The 15,572-nt window shown below is 73.2% G+C and carries 14 protein-coding genes; 12 read left to right on the top strand and 2 right to left on the bottom strand.

Going from position 1 to position 15,572, the window contains the following annotated elements; genetic code table 11:
- Positions 1-4: 4 nt before the first annotated feature.
- The 6 genes from OG344_RS26270 to OG344_RS26245 are packed head-to-tail and all read left to right on the top strand — an operon-like array spanning position 5 to position 6,845.
- Positions 5-1,825 carry an ABC transporter substrate-binding protein gene (locus OG344_RS26270; protein WP_405085379.1) on the top strand — a complete coding sequence of 607 codons (1,821 nt, stop codon included), beginning with the start codon at positions 5-7 and terminating at the stop codon, positions 1,823-1,825.
- On the top strand, positions 1,822-2,856 hold the full coding sequence (locus OG344_RS26265; RefSeq protein WP_327045938.1) for an ABC transporter permease: 1,035 nt from the start codon (positions 1,822-1,824) through the stop codon (positions 2,854-2,856). Before OG344_RS26270 ends, OG344_RS26265 begins: the two co-directional genes overlap by 4 nt.
- On the top strand, positions 2,853-3,779 hold the full coding sequence (locus OG344_RS26260) for an ABC transporter permease (protein ID WP_327045937.1): 927 nt from the start codon (positions 2,853-2,855) through the stop codon (positions 3,777-3,779). Before OG344_RS26265 ends, OG344_RS26260 begins: the two co-directional genes overlap by 4 nt.
- Positions 3,780-3,784: 5 nt before the next feature.
- Positions 3,785-4,813: an ABC transporter ATP-binding protein gene (locus OG344_RS26255; protein WP_405085378.1), complete on the top strand. Its 1,029-nt coding sequence runs from the start codon at positions 3,785-3,787 to the stop codon at positions 4,811-4,813.
- Positions 4,810-5,826, top strand: coding sequence for an ABC transporter ATP-binding protein (locus tag OG344_RS26250; protein WP_327045935.1), 1,017 nt, complete (start codon positions 4,810-4,812; stop codon positions 5,824-5,826). Before OG344_RS26255 ends, OG344_RS26250 begins: the two co-directional genes overlap by 4 nt.
- Entirely contained in the window at positions 5,823-6,845 is a 1,023-nt protein-coding gene (locus OG344_RS26245) for a GNAT family N-acetyltransferase (protein WP_405085377.1), read from the top strand. The genes OG344_RS26250 and OG344_RS26245 overlap by 4 nt, the downstream gene beginning before the upstream one ends.
- 62 nt (positions 6,846-6,907) lie before the next feature.
- Here the strand turns inward: OG344_RS26245 and OG344_RS26240 are convergent, their stop codons facing one another.
- Positions 6,908-8,014 (bottom strand): exo-beta-N-acetylmuramidase NamZ domain-containing protein, encoded by a 1,107-nt coding sequence (locus OG344_RS26240; RefSeq protein ID WP_405085376.1) that lies wholly within the window; start codon positions 8,012-8,014, stop codon positions 6,908-6,910.
- 31 nt (positions 8,015-8,045) lie between these two features.
- Between OG344_RS26240 and murQ the strand changes: the two genes are divergently transcribed.
- From murQ to OG344_RS26225, 3 genes are all read left to right on the top strand, one after another.
- On the top strand, positions 8,046-8,948 hold the full coding sequence (gene murQ, locus OG344_RS26235) for an N-acetylmuramic acid 6-phosphate etherase (RefSeq protein WP_405085375.1): 903 nt from the start codon (positions 8,046-8,048) through the stop codon (positions 8,946-8,948).
- Positions 8,949-9,021: 73 nt separating this feature from the next.
- The gene (locus OG344_RS26230; protein ID WP_405085374.1) at positions 9,022-10,059 is read left to right on the top strand and encodes a serine hydrolase domain-containing protein; all 1,038 of its coding nucleotides are present in this window, start codon (positions 9,022-9,024) and stop codon (positions 10,057-10,059) included.
- A gap of 78 nt (positions 10,060-10,137) precedes the next feature.
- Entirely contained in the window at positions 10,138-10,950 is an 813-nt protein-coding gene (locus OG344_RS26225) for a DUF1206 domain-containing protein (protein WP_405085373.1), read from the top strand.
- Positions 10,951-10,961: 11 nt separating this feature from the next.
- Here the strand turns inward: OG344_RS26225 and OG344_RS26220 are convergent, their stop codons facing one another.
- The gene (locus tag OG344_RS26220) at positions 10,962-11,561 is read right to left on the bottom strand and encodes a TetR family transcriptional regulator (RefSeq protein ID WP_327045928.1); all 600 of its coding nucleotides are present in this window, start codon (positions 11,559-11,561) and stop codon (positions 10,962-10,964) included.
- Positions 11,562-11,704: 143 nt separating this feature from the next.
- Between OG344_RS26220 and OG344_RS26215 the strand changes: the two genes are divergently transcribed.
- The 3 genes from OG344_RS26215 to OG344_RS26205 all read left to right on the top strand — a co-directional run bounded on the left by OG344_RS26215 (position 11,705) and on the right by OG344_RS26205 (position 15,492).
- Complete coding sequence (locus tag OG344_RS26215; protein ID WP_405085372.1) at positions 11,705-12,661, top strand: SDR family NAD(P)-dependent oxidoreductase; 957 nt, start codon at positions 11,705-11,707, stop codon at positions 12,659-12,661.
- 104 nt (positions 12,662-12,765) lie between these two features.
- Positions 12,766-13,311 (top strand): TetR/AcrR family transcriptional regulator, encoded by a 546-nt coding sequence (locus tag OG344_RS26210; protein WP_405085371.1) that lies wholly within the window; start codon positions 12,766-12,768, stop codon positions 13,309-13,311.
- A 24-nt stretch (positions 13,312-13,335) separates the two neighbouring features.
- A complete protein-coding gene (locus OG344_RS26205) occupies positions 13,336-15,492 on the top strand; it encodes an MMPL family transporter (RefSeq protein ID WP_405085370.1) in 2,157 nt (718 codons plus the stop codon).
- Positions 15,493-15,572: the final 80 nt, after the last annotated feature.

The raw sequence follows: 15,572 nt of genomic DNA, 5'->3' as shown, positions 1-15,572 counted from the left end.
GCCCATGAAGCGACTCGCGGCGATCATGGCAGTGGCGTCGATCGCCACGGCCACCGCCTGCGGCACTACCGGGACGACGGAGACCGCCCGCACGGGCGGCGGCGTGTTCACCACGATCGACGGCAGCAAGCAGATCAACGCGAGCGCGCCGATCAACCCGTTCAACCCCGTCGGATCGGTCTTCTCGGGATACAACGGCATGGCGCTGGCGTGGCCCAAGAACGATCCCACCGATCCCAACCAGTTCTATCCGGCCATCGCCGGAAGCTGGACGACGTCCTCCGACCGGTCGCAGGTCGACATCCACCTGCGCCCGGACGCCAAGTGGTCCGACGGCGTGCCCGTGACCAGCGAGGACGTGCGCGTCTCGATCGGTCTCGCCTATACCCAGGGCGGCACGGCGTACGCGCTGGACCCGAAGGCGGCCGGCGCCGCCGCCGACATCCAGGTGGTCGACCCCACCACGGTGCGGATCACGCAGGGGGCCAACCGCAGTTCGACGTTCCTCGCCAACCTGCTGTCGACCGTGGTCGTGCCCGCGCACGTCTTCGGCAAGCTCCTCCCCGCCGACTTCTGGCAGCTGCTCAAGACCGCCCAGCACGGGCAGGGCGCGGTGGCCGAGAAGGCGAAGAGCGCGATCACCGGGCTGGCGGAGAAGGTCATCGCCTTCGACCCGGGCCACGACGTCTCGGCCGGGCCCTTCGTGCTGGAGCGGGTCAACCCGGGTGCGGCGCTGCTCACGCGCAATCCCTACTTCTACGACCGGCAGAAGATCGCGCCGGACAAGGTGAAGATCCTCAACTACACGGGCAACGAGCAGATCTGGAACTACCTGATCGCCGGCCGGCTGGACAACGCCCCCTTCACCTCCGTGCCCACCGCCGTCATGAACCGGATCCGCGAGGCCCCCGGCAGCAAGGTGATCAAGGGCTACTCGCCGGTCGCCGTCTCGCTCGCGTTCAACCAGGCGCACAAGCCGTACGACAACGTGCACGTGCGGCGGGCGCTGGCCTACCTGATCGACCGCGCCCAGGTCACGAGGATCGCCTCCCCGGAGGGCGGCACGCCCGCCACCACCACCTCCGGCATCCACGCCCAGGCCGCCCGCGCCTGGCTCGGCTCCGGGTTCGACGGACTGGAGCAGTATCGGACGAACCCCGCCAAGGCCGACGCCGAGCTCAAGGCGGCGGGCATGACCAAGCGGAACGGCCGGTGGGCCATGCCGGACGGCAGCCCCTGGAAGGTCCGCATCCACGTGCCCGCGTCGTTCTCCGACTGGGTCGCCGCGGGCAAGTCGATCAGCAGCCAGCTCGCCGACCACGGCGTCGACGCGAGCGTGGTCACCGCCGCCGACTACACGCTCTACCTGGGCGAGCTGGCCGAGGGCAAGTACGACCTGGGACTGTGGCTGATCGGCCTCGGCCCGTCGCCGTACAACATCTTCCAGCGGCTGTTCGGCCAGGCGAACGGCTGGCAGATGTTCGGCGGGCGGCTGCGGCACGTCGCGCCCGGCACCGAGGGCAACTGGATGGGCGGCCCGGAGAAGGTCGACGCCGGCGCGGCCGGGCTCGTCGATCCCGGCGAGCTGACCGGCACGCTGAACTACGCGTCGCACGACGAGCAGAAGCGCATCGTCGGCATCCTCGCCAAGGTCGCCAACGAGCAGCTTCCGGTCGTCCAGCTCTGGGACTACGTCAACACGCAGTTCGTCAACACCTCCCGCTACACGGCGTTCCCGCCCGACGACGACCAGTCCCTGCGGCTGTCGTCCGGCGTGTGGATGCAGCTCGGGATGATCAAAAAAGCGGAGAAGGGGCGGGCATGACGCAGACGGTCCCCGGGCGGCACCGGGCCGCCGCAATCGCCAGGAAGGTCGCGGGCCACGTCGTACGCGGCCTGGTCATGATCTGGGCCGTGGCCACGGTCAGCTTCGTCATCATCCGGGAGATCCCCGGCAACCCCGTGCTCGGGCAGTACGAGAGCCTGATCCAGAAGGGCATGTCGCCCGAGCAGGCCGAGCGGGCCACCGCCGTCCTGTACGGCTTCCTGCCCACCGGCAGCCTGTGGCAGCAGTATGTGGGCTACCTGGGCTCGCTGCTCCACTTCGATCTCGGGCGCTCGCTCAGCACGCCCGGCGTCGAGGTGACCACTCTCATCGGCCACGCGGCGCGCTGGACCGTGCTGCCGGTCCTCGCCGGCACGCTGCTCAGCTTCCTGCTCGGCGTGACCATGGGCGTGTACGCCGCGATCAAGCGGTCCGGCCGGCTCGGCGACGCGCTCGCCCTGTCCGGGTCGCTGCTGCACGGCGTGCCGATCTATGTCATCGGCCTGCTGCTCACCGCGATCTTCGCCACGCTGTGGCCGATCATGCCGTCCGGCGGGCCGGTGGACGTCGAGTTCGTCCCCGGCCTCAACCCCGGATACCTCGGCTCGCTGGTGCACCACGCCGTGCTGCCGGTGGTGACGTACACCCTGGCGAGCTACGGCGGGTGGATCCTCGCGATGAAGTCGAACGTGGTCGCCGTGCTCGGCGACGACTTCATCCTCGCGGCCGAGCTGCGCGGCCTGCGGCGCGGCATCGTGTTCCGGTACCTCGCGCGCAACGCGATCCTGCCGCTGTTCACGATCCTCGCCCTGTCGATCGGCATGCTCTTCGGCGGCTCGATCTTCATCGAGCAGATCTTCAACTATCCGGGCCTCGGCCTGCTGCTCGTCAACAGCATCAGCAGCCGCGACTACGCCCTGATGGGCGGCACGTTCCTGGTGATCACGGTGGGCATCGTGGTCGCCAACATCGTCGCCGACCTGCTGTACACGGTGATCGACCCCCGGGTCAGGAGCGGAGGCGCGGCATGACCGTCATCGTCAACCCCGCCGGGCCTCCGGCGGCGGCGTCCCCCGAGACCACCCGGGCCACGCTGCGGCGCAACTTCTGGCGCGGCGTGTGGCGGGTGCTGCGGCGCAAACCCAGCCGCATGGCCGGAGTGGTCATCGTCGCCCTGTTCGCGCTCATGGGCGTGGCCGGGCCACTGCTCTACCCCGCCCAGCTGCCGCGCGACGACAACGCGCTGTACGCGCCGCCGAGCCTCGCCCACCCCTTCGGCACCGACTTCGAGGGCACCGACGTGCTCGCCCTCGTGATCACCGGCGCGCGGTACGTGCTGCTCACGGGTCTCGCCACGGCCGTCATCACGGTCGCGCTCGGCACCGTCATCGGGCTGATCGCGGGCTTCCACCGCGGCCGGTGGGACACCGTGCTCATGCGGCTGACCGACATGAACCTCGCCATCCCCGGCCTGCCGCTGCTGCTCGTGCTGTCCACCGTGTGGAAGTTCGAGAGCCCGCTGGAGATGGGCCTGGTGCTCGGGGTGCTCGGCTGGGGCGGCATCGCCCGCGCCGTACGGTCGCAGACGCTGTCGCTGCGCGAGCGCGGCTTCATCGAGGCCGCCCGCGGGCTCGGCCTGCCGACCCGGCACATCGTCGGCCGTGAGCTGCTGCCGAGCATGGCGCCGTACATCGCGATGAACATGCTGATCGCCGTCACCGGCGCGGTGTACGCCCAGGTCGGCCTGTTCTTCCTCGGTGTGCTGCCGTTCGAGTCCAACAACTGGGGCGTGATGCTGAACCTCGCCGTCTTCAACGGCGGCGCGCTCACCACCCCGGCCGCGCTGCCGTACCTGATGGCCCCGCTGATCGCGATCCTGCTGCTCACGCTCGGCATCGTGCTGATCGTCGACGCGATGGACGAGATCTTCAATCCCCGCCTGCGGGAGGAATAGCCCCCATGACCGCTCACACGGCCGCACCGCACACAGCCGCACCGGGGGTCCGCATCCGGGACCTCACGGTCGTCTACAAGACCCCGGCGGGGGAGCTGCCCGCCGTCCGCGGCGTCGACCTCACCCTCGCCCCCGGCACGATCACCGGTGTCGTCGGCGAGTCAGGCTCGGGCAAGTCGACGCTCGCGCTCTCGCTGCTCAACGCCGTGCAGCCGCCCGGCAGGATCGCGGCGGGCAGCGTCGAGATCGACGGGCTCGGCGACGTGCTGACGCTCCGCGGCGAGGACCTGCGCCGCACCCGCGGACGCGAGGTCGGCTACGTCTTCCAGGCCGCGCAGAACTCGCTGAACCCGCTCAAGACCATCGGCAGGCAGCTGCTCGACCTCGGCCGCTCCCACGACGTGGCGGACCTGCGGGCGCTGGTGCGCGACGCCCGGGACCTGCTGGCCCGCATGGGCATGGACGGCGCCCGGGTGCTCGACTCCTACCAGCACGAGCTGTCCGGCGGCATGCGCCAGCGGGTCGGCATCATGCTCGCGCTCGTCCTGAACGCCAAAGTCGTCGTTCTGGACGAGCCGACCACCGCCCTCGACATGATCACGCAGGCGACGATCCTGCGGATCATCCGGGAGGTCCACGAGGAGCGGGCGCTCACCACCCTCGTCATCACCCACGACGTCGGCGCGGTCGCCGAGGTCGCCGACGACCTCGCCGTCATGTACGGCGGGCGGGTCGTCGAGCACGGGCCGGTGACCGAGGTGCTCGGCGACGCCCGCCACCCGTACACGCGGGGCCTGATCCGCGCGATCCCGCGCCTCACCGGCGACCTGTCCCTCGCCCGGGCGCTGCCCGGCCGCCCGCCGACGCTCGGCACGCTGCCCGCGCAGGGCTGCGTGTTCCGCGAGCGCTGCGAGCGGCGCATGGACATCTGTGAGACGGACGACCCCGCCGCCGTCACCCGCGACGGCCGTACGGTCGCCTGCCACGCCACCGGCCGCCCCCTGGAGCTGGTCGGACGAGAGGAGCTCGTGTGATCACGGGAACCGGGATCTCCAAGACCTTCCGCCAGCGCGGCGGCGTGCTCGGCGCCCGCGAGGTGCCCGCGCTGCGCGACGTCGACTTCGCCGTCGGAAGGGGCGGAGCCGTCTCGTTCATCGGCGAGTCGGGCAGCGGCAAGACCACCCTCGGCCGGATCATCGCGGGCCTGGAGACCCACGACGCCGGCGAGATCGTCATCGACGGGGTGCCGATGTCGTCGCTGAGCCACCGGCGGCGCCAGCCGTACTTCCGCCGGGTCCAGCTCATCCACCAGGACCCCTACTCGGCGCTCAACCCCACGCGGACCGTCCATCAGGCCCTGGAGGCCCCGCTGGTGCTGCGCGCCCGCCAGACGGGCCGCCGGAGGTCGTGGGTCGACAGCCGGGCGCAGGAACTGCTGTCCATGGTCGGGATCGACCCCGGCTACGTGCTGCCGCGCTACCCGCACCAGCTGTCCGGCGGCATGCGCCAGCGCGTCGTGATCGCCCGCGCGCTCACCATGGACCCCGAGGTCCTGGTCGCCGACGAGGCCGTCTCGATGATCGACGTGTCGCTGCGGCTGGGCATCCTCGCGCTGCTCAAGGACCTGCGCGAGCGGCTCGGCGTCGGCGTGCTGTTCATCACCCACGACATCGCCACCGCCCGCTACATCGGCGACGACGGCGAGTTGTACGTGCTCTACCGGGGGCAGGTGGTGGAGCGTGGCGCCACCGAGAAGATCATCGCCGACCCCGTCCACCCGTACACGCAGTCGCTGCTGTCGGCGATCCCGGTCCTGCACGGCCTGGAGCGGCCGGGGGCCGAGCGGGTCGTGCCGAAGGAGCCGCAGGGGGAGGGGCGTCTCGGCGGGTGCTTGTTCGTCCCCCGCTGCCCGTTCAGCACCGAACGCTGCGAACAGGAGACACCCGTGCTGGGCCGCGACGGCGGGCCCGGGCAGGAGACCGAGCAGGAGCACGCCTGCTTCCACCCCAGGCGGCGTAGCGTGATCCCGGTGGGGGTGGGTGAGTGACACCGGTCCAGGTGGGGGTGGCCGAGGTGGGGGTGGCCGAGGTGCAGGCGGTCGAGGTGGACGGACGGCTGGAGCGCCTGGCCGCCGCCGCGCTGTGGGCCGACGCCGACGACGCGGCGCTGGTCGTACGGCGGCTCGCCGCCCCGCCGCCGGACCGCGAGTGGACGGTCCTGGCCGTGCCCGCCGCGAACGTGCCCGCCGCGAACGTGCCCGCCGCGAACGCGGCAGGCGGCGAGCCGGCCGGTCCGCTGGGTGCCGGTCCGCTGGGCGCGGGCTTGCCAGGGGCCGGTCGCGGGGACGTGGGTCTGCGGGGGGCGGTGTTCGCGTCGATCGGCGCGGACGGCGCCGGGCACGTCGACCTGATCGCCGTCGACCCCGCCGCGCGGGGCCGGGGGATCGGCCGGGCGCTGGTCACCGCCGCCGAGGAGTGGATGCGGGCCAGGGGCGCCTCAGAGGCGAGGTTCGCCGGCAACCCGCCCTGCTACGCCTGGCCCGGCATCGACGTGCGCTACACCCCGGCGGCCTGCCTGGCCGAGAGCCTGGGCTACGAGCGCTACCGCGTCGCCTGGAACATGACCGCCGGCCTCCCGGCCCGCTACGACGGGGCCGAGCACGAGGCCGACCTGGCGAGGCTCGACGCCGCCGGGGTGACGGTCGCGGCGGCGCCCGCGGGGGAGCGGAGCGACGTCGTGACCTTCGTCCGCGAGCAGTGGAACGACGCGTGGGCCTGGGAGGCCGAGCACGCGACCGGTCTGCACTACGCCGCCCGCGACGGGGAGATCCTCGGCTTCGCCGCCTGGGGCGCCAGGCCGCTGTGGTTCGGCCCGATGGGGACGGCCGAGGCCGCGCGCGGCCTCGGCGTCGGCCGGGTGCTGCTGCGCCGCTGCCTGGCCGAGCAGGCCGCCGCCGGGCTGACCTCGGCGCAGATCGGCTGGGTGGGCCCGCTGCGGTTCTACTCCCGGGCGGTGGCCGCCCGCGCCGAGCGGGTCTTCTGGCTCTACCGCCGCCGCCTCTGCTGATGCCCGCGCCGATGCCAGGACGTCCCGTCCGGCGGATCACCGGTTGGGCCGGTGGGGCCGGGTCAGTCGTACAGCAGGTCACCCTGCGGCGGCCCGGGCGGCGGGCACAGCCCGCGGGGGTCACGTCCGGCCTCCAGGTGCGCGCGCAGCGAGCCCGAGCCCCACAACAGGTCGAGGAACGGGTCGCAGGCGAAGTCACCCGGATACAGGGTGCGCAGCACGTGCAGCAGGGACACCCCGGTGAGCACCGGCCGGAAGGCCTCCCGATCGGTGACGTGAAGCTGGACGCCGCGCACCGGAACGCCCGCGTGCCTGCCGTACGCCGGGGTGAACGACGTGTCGCGGAAGCGCACGCCCGGCAGGCCGAGACCGTTCAGCGCGGCGGCGAGCCGCCCGTCCGCGTACGGCGCGCCGACCAGCTCGAACGGCCGGGTCGTGCCGCGTCCCTCCGCCGCGTTGACGCCCTCCAGCAGCCCGGTGCCGGGATAGACCAGCGCCGTGTCGAGGGTCGGCATGTTCGCCGACGGCATCACCCAGGGCAGCCCGGTCCGGCCGAAGTGCCACTCCCGGCGCCAGCCCTCCATCGGCACGACCTCCAGCACGGCGCCGGCCGAGCGGTTGGCGGCCAACGCGATCTCGCCCGGCGTGAGCCCGTGCCGGAGCGGCAGCGCGGCGCGGCCGACGAAGCTCGCGAAGGCGGGGTCGAGCACCGGGCCCTCGGCCACCGCGCCGCCGATCGGGTTGGGCCGGTCGAGCACGGTGAACGGCAGCCCGAGGCGGGCCGCCGACCCCATCAGGTCGCACATCGTCCACACGTACGTGTAGAACCGGGCGCCCACGTCGCCCATGTCGAAGACCAGCGCCTCCACCCGGGACGCCGCGACGAGCGCGTCCAGTCCGGCGCCCGTACGGCCGTAGGTGTCGGCCACGGGCAGGCCGGTGACGGGATCGGCCGCGGCGGCCTCGCCGCCGCCCGCCTGCGCCGTGCCGCGCAGCCCGTGTTCGGGACCGAAAAGCGTGGTCACGCGCGTTCCCGCGGCCAGCAGGGCCGGTGCGGCGGGGGTCAGATCGGGCAGGACTCCGGTGGGGTTGGTGACGAGGCCCACCCGCTCCCGTCCGCTCCGGGGCGTGGCCACCAGCCGTTCCAGTCCCGTACGCACGCGACCCATCAGAACAAGGCACTCCGAAGCTAGAGGAACCATGACGCACTCACTCGCCGCTCTCGCCACCGAACAGAGCGATCCCCGCTACAGCGGAATCGACACCCTGCCGACGGAGGAGATCGCGCGCCTGATGAACGCCGCCGACGCCGCCGTCCCGGCCGCGGTGGGCCGGGCGATCCCGGCGATCTCCGCGGCCGTCGACGCGATCGCCGCCCGGATGGCCGGCGGCGGCAGGCTGCTCTACGTCGGCGCGGGCACCTCGGGGCGCCTCGCGGTGCTCGACGCGTCGGAGTGCCCGCCGACCTTCGGCACCGACCCCGACCTGGTGCAGGGCATCATCGCGGGAGGTGAGGCCGCGCTGGTGCGCTCCGTCGAGGGCGCCGAGGACGACGCGGGGGCGGGCGCCGCGGTGATCGGTGACAAGGGCGCCGGCCCGCTCGACTCGGTCGTCGGCGTCTCCGCCAGCGGGCGCGCGCCGTACGTCGTCGGCGCGGTCGAGGAGGCCCGGCGGCGCGGCGCGCTGACCGTGGGCCTGGCCTGCAACACCGGCACCCCGCTCGCCCTGGCCGCCGAACGGGCGATCGAGGTCGTCGTGGGGCCGGAGGTCGTCACCGGCTCGACCCGGCTCAAGGCGGGCACGGCCCAGAAGCTGGTACTCAACATGATCTCCACGATCACGATGATCAGGTCGGGCCGCACGTACGGGAACTTCATGGTCGACGTCGTCGCCAGCAACTCCAAGCTCGTCGACCGGGCGGCCCGCATCGTCTCCGACATCACCGGCGCGGAGGTGCCGGACGCCCGGGAGGTGCTGGAGCGCGCCGGGCGCGACGTGAAGACGGCCGTGGTGATGATCGAGCGCGGGGTCGGGGCCGGCGACGCGAGGGCGCTGCTCGCCGCGCACGGCGACCGGCTCGGCCCGGCGCTGCGCGGCGCCTGACCGTATGTTCGGGAATGACCACTTGCCTTACTTTGTAAAGGCGCAGGGTTTGGGGGAAATCCTGCGAGCGGCGGTGCCCGAAGTCGCCTCGGCGGCGGTCGCCCTGATCGCCCTCGACAGGCGCACGGTCGCCGCGGCTGCCGTGGGGGAGGCCGCGCGCTACGCCGGGCCCGCCGAGGAACCGCTGCCTGAGCGGCCCCCCGTCGCGCTGGACGTGCTCTTCGACATCGCGTCGCTCACCAAGATGTTCACGGCCACGGTGCTGGTCTCGCTGGCCCAGGAGGGCGCGCTCGGCCTCGACGAGCCGGTGGCCGCGTGGCTGCCCCGGTTCTACGGGCACCGGCCCGGGATCACCGTACGGCACCTGCTGACGCATTCGGCCGGCCTGCCCGCGAGCCGCCGGGTGGAGCGGGAGCCGGAGGAGGCCCGCTGGGACCTGGTGCTGTCCACCCCCGCCCAGATGCCGCCGGGCACCCACCTCTACTCGGACGTCGGCATGATCACGGCCGGACGGGTGGCGGAGGCCGCCGGCGGCGCGCCGCTGGACGTGCTCGTGCGCGAGCGGGTCACCGGGCCGCTCGGGCTCGACGCCACGACGTACGGGCCGGTCGAGCCGGGGTGGGCCGTCGCGACCGAGTTCAAGCCGGAGCGCTGCGCCGGGGACCGTGCCGGCGGTGCCGGCGGCGGTGTGAGGGGGTGCGTCAGAGGTGAGGTGCACGACGAGACGGCCCACGCGCTGGGCGGCGTGACCGGCCACGCCGGGCTGTTCTCCACCGCGGCCGACCTCGTCCGCTTCGGCGAGGCGCTGCGCACCGGGGGCGGTCCGATCCTGTCCCCCGAGTGGACCGCCGAGATGCTGCGCGACCAGGGCGTGCCGGGCGCGGCCTTCCGGCAGGGGCTCGGGGTGCGGATCGGCGACCCGGCCATCGTGGGCCCTCTCACGGGCGCGTTCGGCCACTCGGGCTTCACCGGCACGTCGCTGGTGGTCGATCCCGCCCGCCGCCTGACCGTCGTGCTGCTCACCAACAACGTCCATCCCCTGCGGGGGCGGCCCGGCATCCGCGACCTGCGGCACGCCGTCGCCACCGAGGCCCTGCGCCTGGCCGGCTGAGCAGGCGGACGTTTAACCCTCCCCGTCCGGGTCAGCGGGCAGATCATCCGCCGCGAGTCCGCCCGGAGAGGAACCGTGATGACGACCGCGCATGAGACCGGCCGGCGATTGGAAGGCACGGCCCGGAGGGCGGCCGACCACCCCGCCCTGGAGAAACTGGCCAAGGTCGGCTTCGCCGCCCGGGGTGTCCTGTACGCGATCATCGGCCTGGTCGCGCTCCAGATCGCCTTCGGTAGCGGCGGAGAGGCCGACAAGAGCAGCGCACTCCAGATCGTGCGCGACTCGCCCCTGGGCGACCCCCTGCTGTGGATCATGTCCGTCGGCCTGGCCGCGCTGGTGATCTGGCAGATCTCCGAAGCCGTCTGGGGCCGGCCCGAGGCCAGGGAGCGCGTGGAGGCCGTGTCCAGGGCCGTCGTCTACGCCGCCCTCGTCAACTCGATGGTGGCGCTGCTCACGCGGAACAAGGCCGCCGCCTCGTCCGACAGCCAGTCGGAGGACGTCACCAAGGCGCTGTTCGACCTGCCCGGAGGGCAGTTCCTGGTCGGCCTGCTGGCTCTCGGCGTGATCGCCCTCGGCGCGTACTGGATATACGAGGGCTGGACCGGGAAGTTCATGCGGGACATGCAGGTGACCGAGCCCCGCGCCCGCGGTGTCGTGGTCAGGCTCGGCAAGGCCGGCTACATCGCCCGCGGCGTCATCGCCCTGTCCGCCGGCGCCCTGATCGGCCAGGCGGCCCTCACGTACGACCCGGACAGGGCGGCCGGAATCGACGACGCGCTCAAGGCGCTCGCCGACACCCCGGCCGGTCCGTGGCTGCTGGCCGTGGTCGCGATCGGCCTGGTGCTGTTCGCCGCCTACTGCTTCGCGGAGGCCCGCTGGCACCGCGTGTGAGCGGATCCGCCTCAGGCCGTCGCCCCGGAGGCGCCGTGGCGCAGGCCGTCCACGAGCAGGTCGATCACCCGCCCGGCCTGCTCGCGCCGCGCGGGCTCGCCCGCGGCGAGGCAGACGCCGTTCATGCCGGTGAGCACGTCCTCGGCCGCCACGTCCCGCCGGAACACCCCCGCGGCGGCCCCCGCCTCGATCAGCGTGCCGATCGCGCCGACCAGCCGGTCACGGCTGTGGGCGTACGGGTTGGCGCCGGCGGCGATCACCGCGCGGAGCGCGTCCGCCATGCCCCGCTTGGTCGCGAGGTAGTCGGCGAAGCGGTCCATCCAGGTGCGCAGCGCCACGTCGGGCGGCATCTCCTCCAGCAGCCCGGCCGCCGCGTCGCACAGCTTCGCCAGCTCGTTGCGGTAGGCCGCCTCGATCAGCGCCTCCCTCGTGGGGAAGTGGCGGTAGAGCGTGCCGATGCCGACGCCCGCCTCCTTCGCGATCGCGTCGAGCGTGACGTCCGGCCCCTCCTGGGAGAACGCCCGTACGGCGACGTCGAGCAGCCGCTCGCGGTTGCGCCGGGCATCGGCGCGCAACGGCTTGACTCCGGTCGGTCGAGCGGGGGTGGACACGGCTCCTCCGCGGCACGGGTTGCTAACCGGAGGAAGCTCCGGTTAGAGTCGCGAGCGTACCGGAGGTTCCTCCGGTTTGTTCTGATTGTAGCGGCCCGCGGACTCCCAGGGGCCCGCGCCGCCGTACGGGACGGGGAACGAACATGACTCGGAACACGACGGAGCAGACGCGCGTCACCACGCCGTTCACCGCCGAATCCACCGCAGCCGAGGTGATCGACGGCGTCGACCTGCGCGGACGGCGGGCGGTCGTGACCGGCGGCGCGTCCGGCATCGGCGTCGAGACCGCGCGGGCACTGGCCGCCGCGGGAGCCGAGGTGACGATCGCGGTCCGCGACCTCGGCGTGGGCAAGCGGGTCGCCGACGACCTCGCCCTCGCCACCGGCAACGCGCGGGTGCGGGTGGCGCCGCTCGACCTGATGGACCAGGCGTCCGTCGCGTCGTTCACCGCGACCTGGGAGGGGCCGCTGCACATCCTCGTCAACAACGCCGGTGTGATGGCCTCGCCCGAGGCGCGCACGCCCGAGGGCTGGGAGTCGCAGTTCGCCACCAACCACCTCGGGCACTTCGCGCTGGCCGCCGGCCTGCGCCCGGCGCTCGCGGCGGCCGGCGGCGCCCGGGTCGTGTCGGTCAGCTCCAGCGCCCACCTGCGCTCGCCGGTCGTCTTCGACGACATCCAGTTCCGGGAGCGCCCGTACGACCCGTGGCTCGCCTACGGGCAGTCCAAGACCGCCAACGTGCTGTTCGCGGTCGAGGCGGGCCGGCGCTGGGCGGGCGACGGCATCGTCGCCAACGCGCTCATGCCGGGCGCGATCCAGACCGGCCTCCAGCGGCACGTCACCGAGGAGGAGCTTGAGCGCATGCGCGCCCAGGCGGGCGGCGGCGGCCCCGCCTGGAAGACGGCCGAGCAGGGCGCGGCCACGTCCGTGCTGCTCGCGGCCTCGCCGCTGGTGGAGGGCGTCACCGGGCGCTACTTCGAGGACTGCCAGGAGGCCGGGCCGCATCGCCCGGGCACCCGCCGCGGCGTCGCCGAGTACGCGCTCGACCCGGAGGCGGCCACCCTCCTCTGGCAGCTGTCGGCCGACCTGCTCGACCTCTGACCGAAAGCCGCGTCTTCGGGAAAACAGCGTTAAATCCATCACAAAGGCAACATTGCCTGGCCGATCGGTCAATCACTGGCCGATCGGTCAGTTAGTGTGTCCGCATGGCACGCGCAACCACGACGCGCGCGGACATCCTCGACTCGGCCGTGCGGCTGTTCGCCGCCCACGGCTTCCGTGGCACCTCCCTGCAGGACATCGCCACGGACGCGGGCTGCTCCAAGGCGTCCTTGCTCTACCACTTCACGAACAAGGACGCGATCCTGACCGAGCTGCTGGCGCCCGTCGGGCCGGAGTTCGCCGAGCTGGAGGGGCGGCTCGCCGGGCTGCGCGGTGAGGAGGCGGCCCGTGCCGCCGTCACCGGGCTCGTCGACCTGTCCCTGCGCTTCCGGCTCCAGGTGAAGATCCTCCTGCAGGACGTCGACGCGCTGATCAACCGGCCGGAGCTGCCTGACGCCGACCACATCGTCGAACGGCTCACCGAGGCCCTGTCGGGCCGCTCGGACGCCCCGGAGGTCCGCGTCTGGGCCTGGATGGCGATGCTCGGGATCATCTTGACCAGCGCCGGTGAGTGCGCGATCCCCGAAGAGACACTGCGCGCGGAACTGACCCGCGGCGCGTTGCGGACGCTCGGTCTGCCGACCGGCTGACCTTCCCGAAGAAAGAGATCTGCTGTGGCAACCCTGCTGTACCGGCTGGGCCGGTTCTCCTTCCGCAGGCGCGGGCGCGTCGCCGCCCTGTGGCTGCTCCTGCTGGTGGTCCTGGGCCTGGCCGCCGCGGCCTTCCACGGCCCGGCCGGCGACAAGTTCTCGATGCCCGGCACCGAGTCACAGCGGGCCCTGGACGCCCTGGCCAAGGAGTTCCCGCAGGCCGGCGGTGCCACCGGGGCCATCGTGCTCGCCGCTCCGCAGGGCCGGAAGCTGGCGCCCGCCGCGGTCGCGCCCGTGGTCAAGGAGGCCGCCGCGATCCCCGGCGTCGTCGCCGCCATGGACCCGTTCCGGACCGGCGCGATCTCTCCCGACGGCCGCTACGCCCTGGTGCAGGTGCAGTTCGCCCAGGCGGCCGAGGACGTGACCGACGCCCAGCGCGCGGCGTACCTCAAAGCCGGATCCTCGGCCACGGGGCTGCGGGTCGAGCACGGCGGCGAGGTCCTGAAGGCCGCGCCGGAGGTCGGCGGGTCGGAAGGGCTGGGCGTCGTGATCGCCGCCGTGGTGCTGATCGTCACCTTCGGCTCGCTGGTGGCCGCGGGGATGACCCTGCTGAACGCGCTGATCGGCGTGGGCGCCGGCATGGGCGGGCTGTTCGCGCTCAGCGGCGTCGTCGAGCTGACCTCCGTCACGCCGGTGCTCGCGCTGATGCTGGGCCTGGCCGTCGGCATCGACTACTCGCTGTTCATCACCTCCCGCTACCGCCAGTTTCTCGCCGAGGGCATGGCGCCGGAGGAGGCCGTCGGCCGGGCCGTCGGCACCGCCGGATCGGCGGTCGTGTTCGCCGGGGCCACCGTGGTCATCGCGCTCGCCGGCCTGTCGGTGGTCGGCATCCCGTTCCTCAGCGTGATGGGCCTGGCCGCCGCCGGCACCGTGGCCGTCGCCGTCCTGGTCGCCCTCACGCTGCTGCCGGCCTTCCTGTCGTACGCCGGGGCCCGCGTGCTGCCCCGCAAGCAGCGCACCGGAGACGACGCGGGCGCGGCCGGCCGCGGCTTCGGCTACACCTGGGGACGGGTGGTCACCCGGCTGCGCGTGCCGATCCTGGTGGCCGGCGTCCTCGCCCTGGGCGCGCTCACGCTGCCGGCCCAGGACCTGCGCCTGGCTCTGCCCGACGCCGGCACCGCCGCCCCCGGCACTCCGGCCCGCGACGCGTACGACCTGACCAGCGAGGGATTCGGCGAGGGCTTCAACGCCCGCCTGATCGCCGTGGTCTCCGCCGCCGACCGCGCGGCCACGACCGCCGCCGCCGGGCAGGCCGCGCAGCTGATCCAGCAGACCCCCGGTGTGCTGGCCGTGGCCCCGCCGCAGCCGAACGCCGCGGGCACCACCGCGCTGCTGACCATCATCCCCAAGGCCGGGCCCACCGCCGCGGCCACCGAGGACGCCGTCCACGCGATCCGCGCCAAGGTCGCCGCCATCGGCGGCGCCGAGATCGCCGTCACCGGCGCCACGGCCGTGGGCATCGACGTCTCCGACAAGCTCGCCGACGCCATGCCGGTGTACCTGCTGCTGGTGGTCGGCCTGTCGGTGCTGCTGCTGATGCTGGTCTTCCGCTCGATCCTGGTCCCGATCAAGGCCGCGCTGGGCTTCCTGCTCACCGTCGGCTCAACGTTCGGCATCACCGTGGCGATCTTCCAGCAGGGTCACCTGGCCGGCCTGCTGGGCGTGGACGTGCCGGGCCCGCTGGTCAGCTTCCTGCCGATCCTGCTCATCGGCATCCTGTTCGGCCTGGCCATGGACTACGAGGTGTTCCTGGTCTCGCGGATGCGCGAGGACCACGTGCGCGGCGACGCTCCCCGCCAGGCGACGATCAACGGCATGGGGCACAACGCGCGGGTCGTCACCGCCGCGGCGCTGATCATGACGGCCGTGTTCGGCGGGTTCGTGTTCATGAACGACCCGATCATCAAGTCGATGGGCTTCGCGCTGGCCGTCGGCGTGCTCGTCGACGCCTTCGTGGTCCGGATGACCCTCGTCCCCGCCGTGATGTCCATGCTCGGCCGCGCCGCCTGGTGGCTGCCCCGCGCCCTGGACCGGGCGCTGCCCGACCTCGACGTCGAGGGTGAACGTCTGCGCCACCACCTCACCGCCGCCGAATCCCCGGAGCGGGCCGGGGTGTCCTGACGAGTGGCCCGCCCCGCTCCCGGGCCGTGTCGGGCCGGGAGCGGGGCGGGCCGCCGTCCAGGTGACGCCCCGGCGTCGCC

The sequence above is a fragment of the Microbispora sp. NBC_01389 genome, from assembly GCF_045040095.1.
Taxonomy (GTDB): Bacteria; Actinomycetota; Actinomycetes; order Streptosporangiales; family Streptosporangiaceae; genus Microbispora.
Note: the sequence above shows the minus strand (reverse complement) of the source record. Positions and strands in the feature narration are given on the sequence as shown.

Coding starts and splice junctions, on each gene's coding strand:
- OG344_RS26270 (WP_405085379.1), top strand. CDS start 5: ATGAAGCGACTCGCGGCGATCATGGCAGTGGCGTCGATCGCCACGGCC.
- OG344_RS26265 (WP_327045938.1), top strand. CDS start 1,822: ATGACGCAGACGGTCCCCGGGCGGCACCGGGCCGCCGCAATCGCCAGG.
- OG344_RS26260 (WP_327045937.1), top strand. CDS start 2,853: ATGACCGTCATCGTCAACCCCGCCGGGCCTCCGGCGGCGGCGTCCCCC.
- OG344_RS26255 (WP_405085378.1), top strand. CDS start 3,785: ATGACCGCTCACACGGCCGCACCGCACACAGCCGCACCGGGGGTCCGC.
- OG344_RS26240 (WP_405085376.1), bottom strand. CDS start 8,014: ATGGGTCGCGTGCGTACGGGACTGGAACGGCTGGTGGCCACGCCCCGG.
- murQ (WP_405085375.1), top strand. CDS start 8,046: ATGACGCACTCACTCGCCGCTCTCGCCACCGAACAGAGCGATCCCCGC.
- OG344_RS26225 (WP_405085373.1), top strand. CDS start 10,138: ATGACGACCGCGCATGAGACCGGCCGGCGATTGGAAGGCACGGCCCGG.
- OG344_RS26215 (WP_405085372.1), top strand. CDS start 11,705: ATGACTCGGAACACGACGGAGCAGACGCGCGTCACCACGCCGTTCACC.
- OG344_RS26210 (WP_405085371.1), top strand. CDS start 12,766: ATGGCACGCGCAACCACGACGCGCGCGGACATCCTCGACTCGGCCGTG.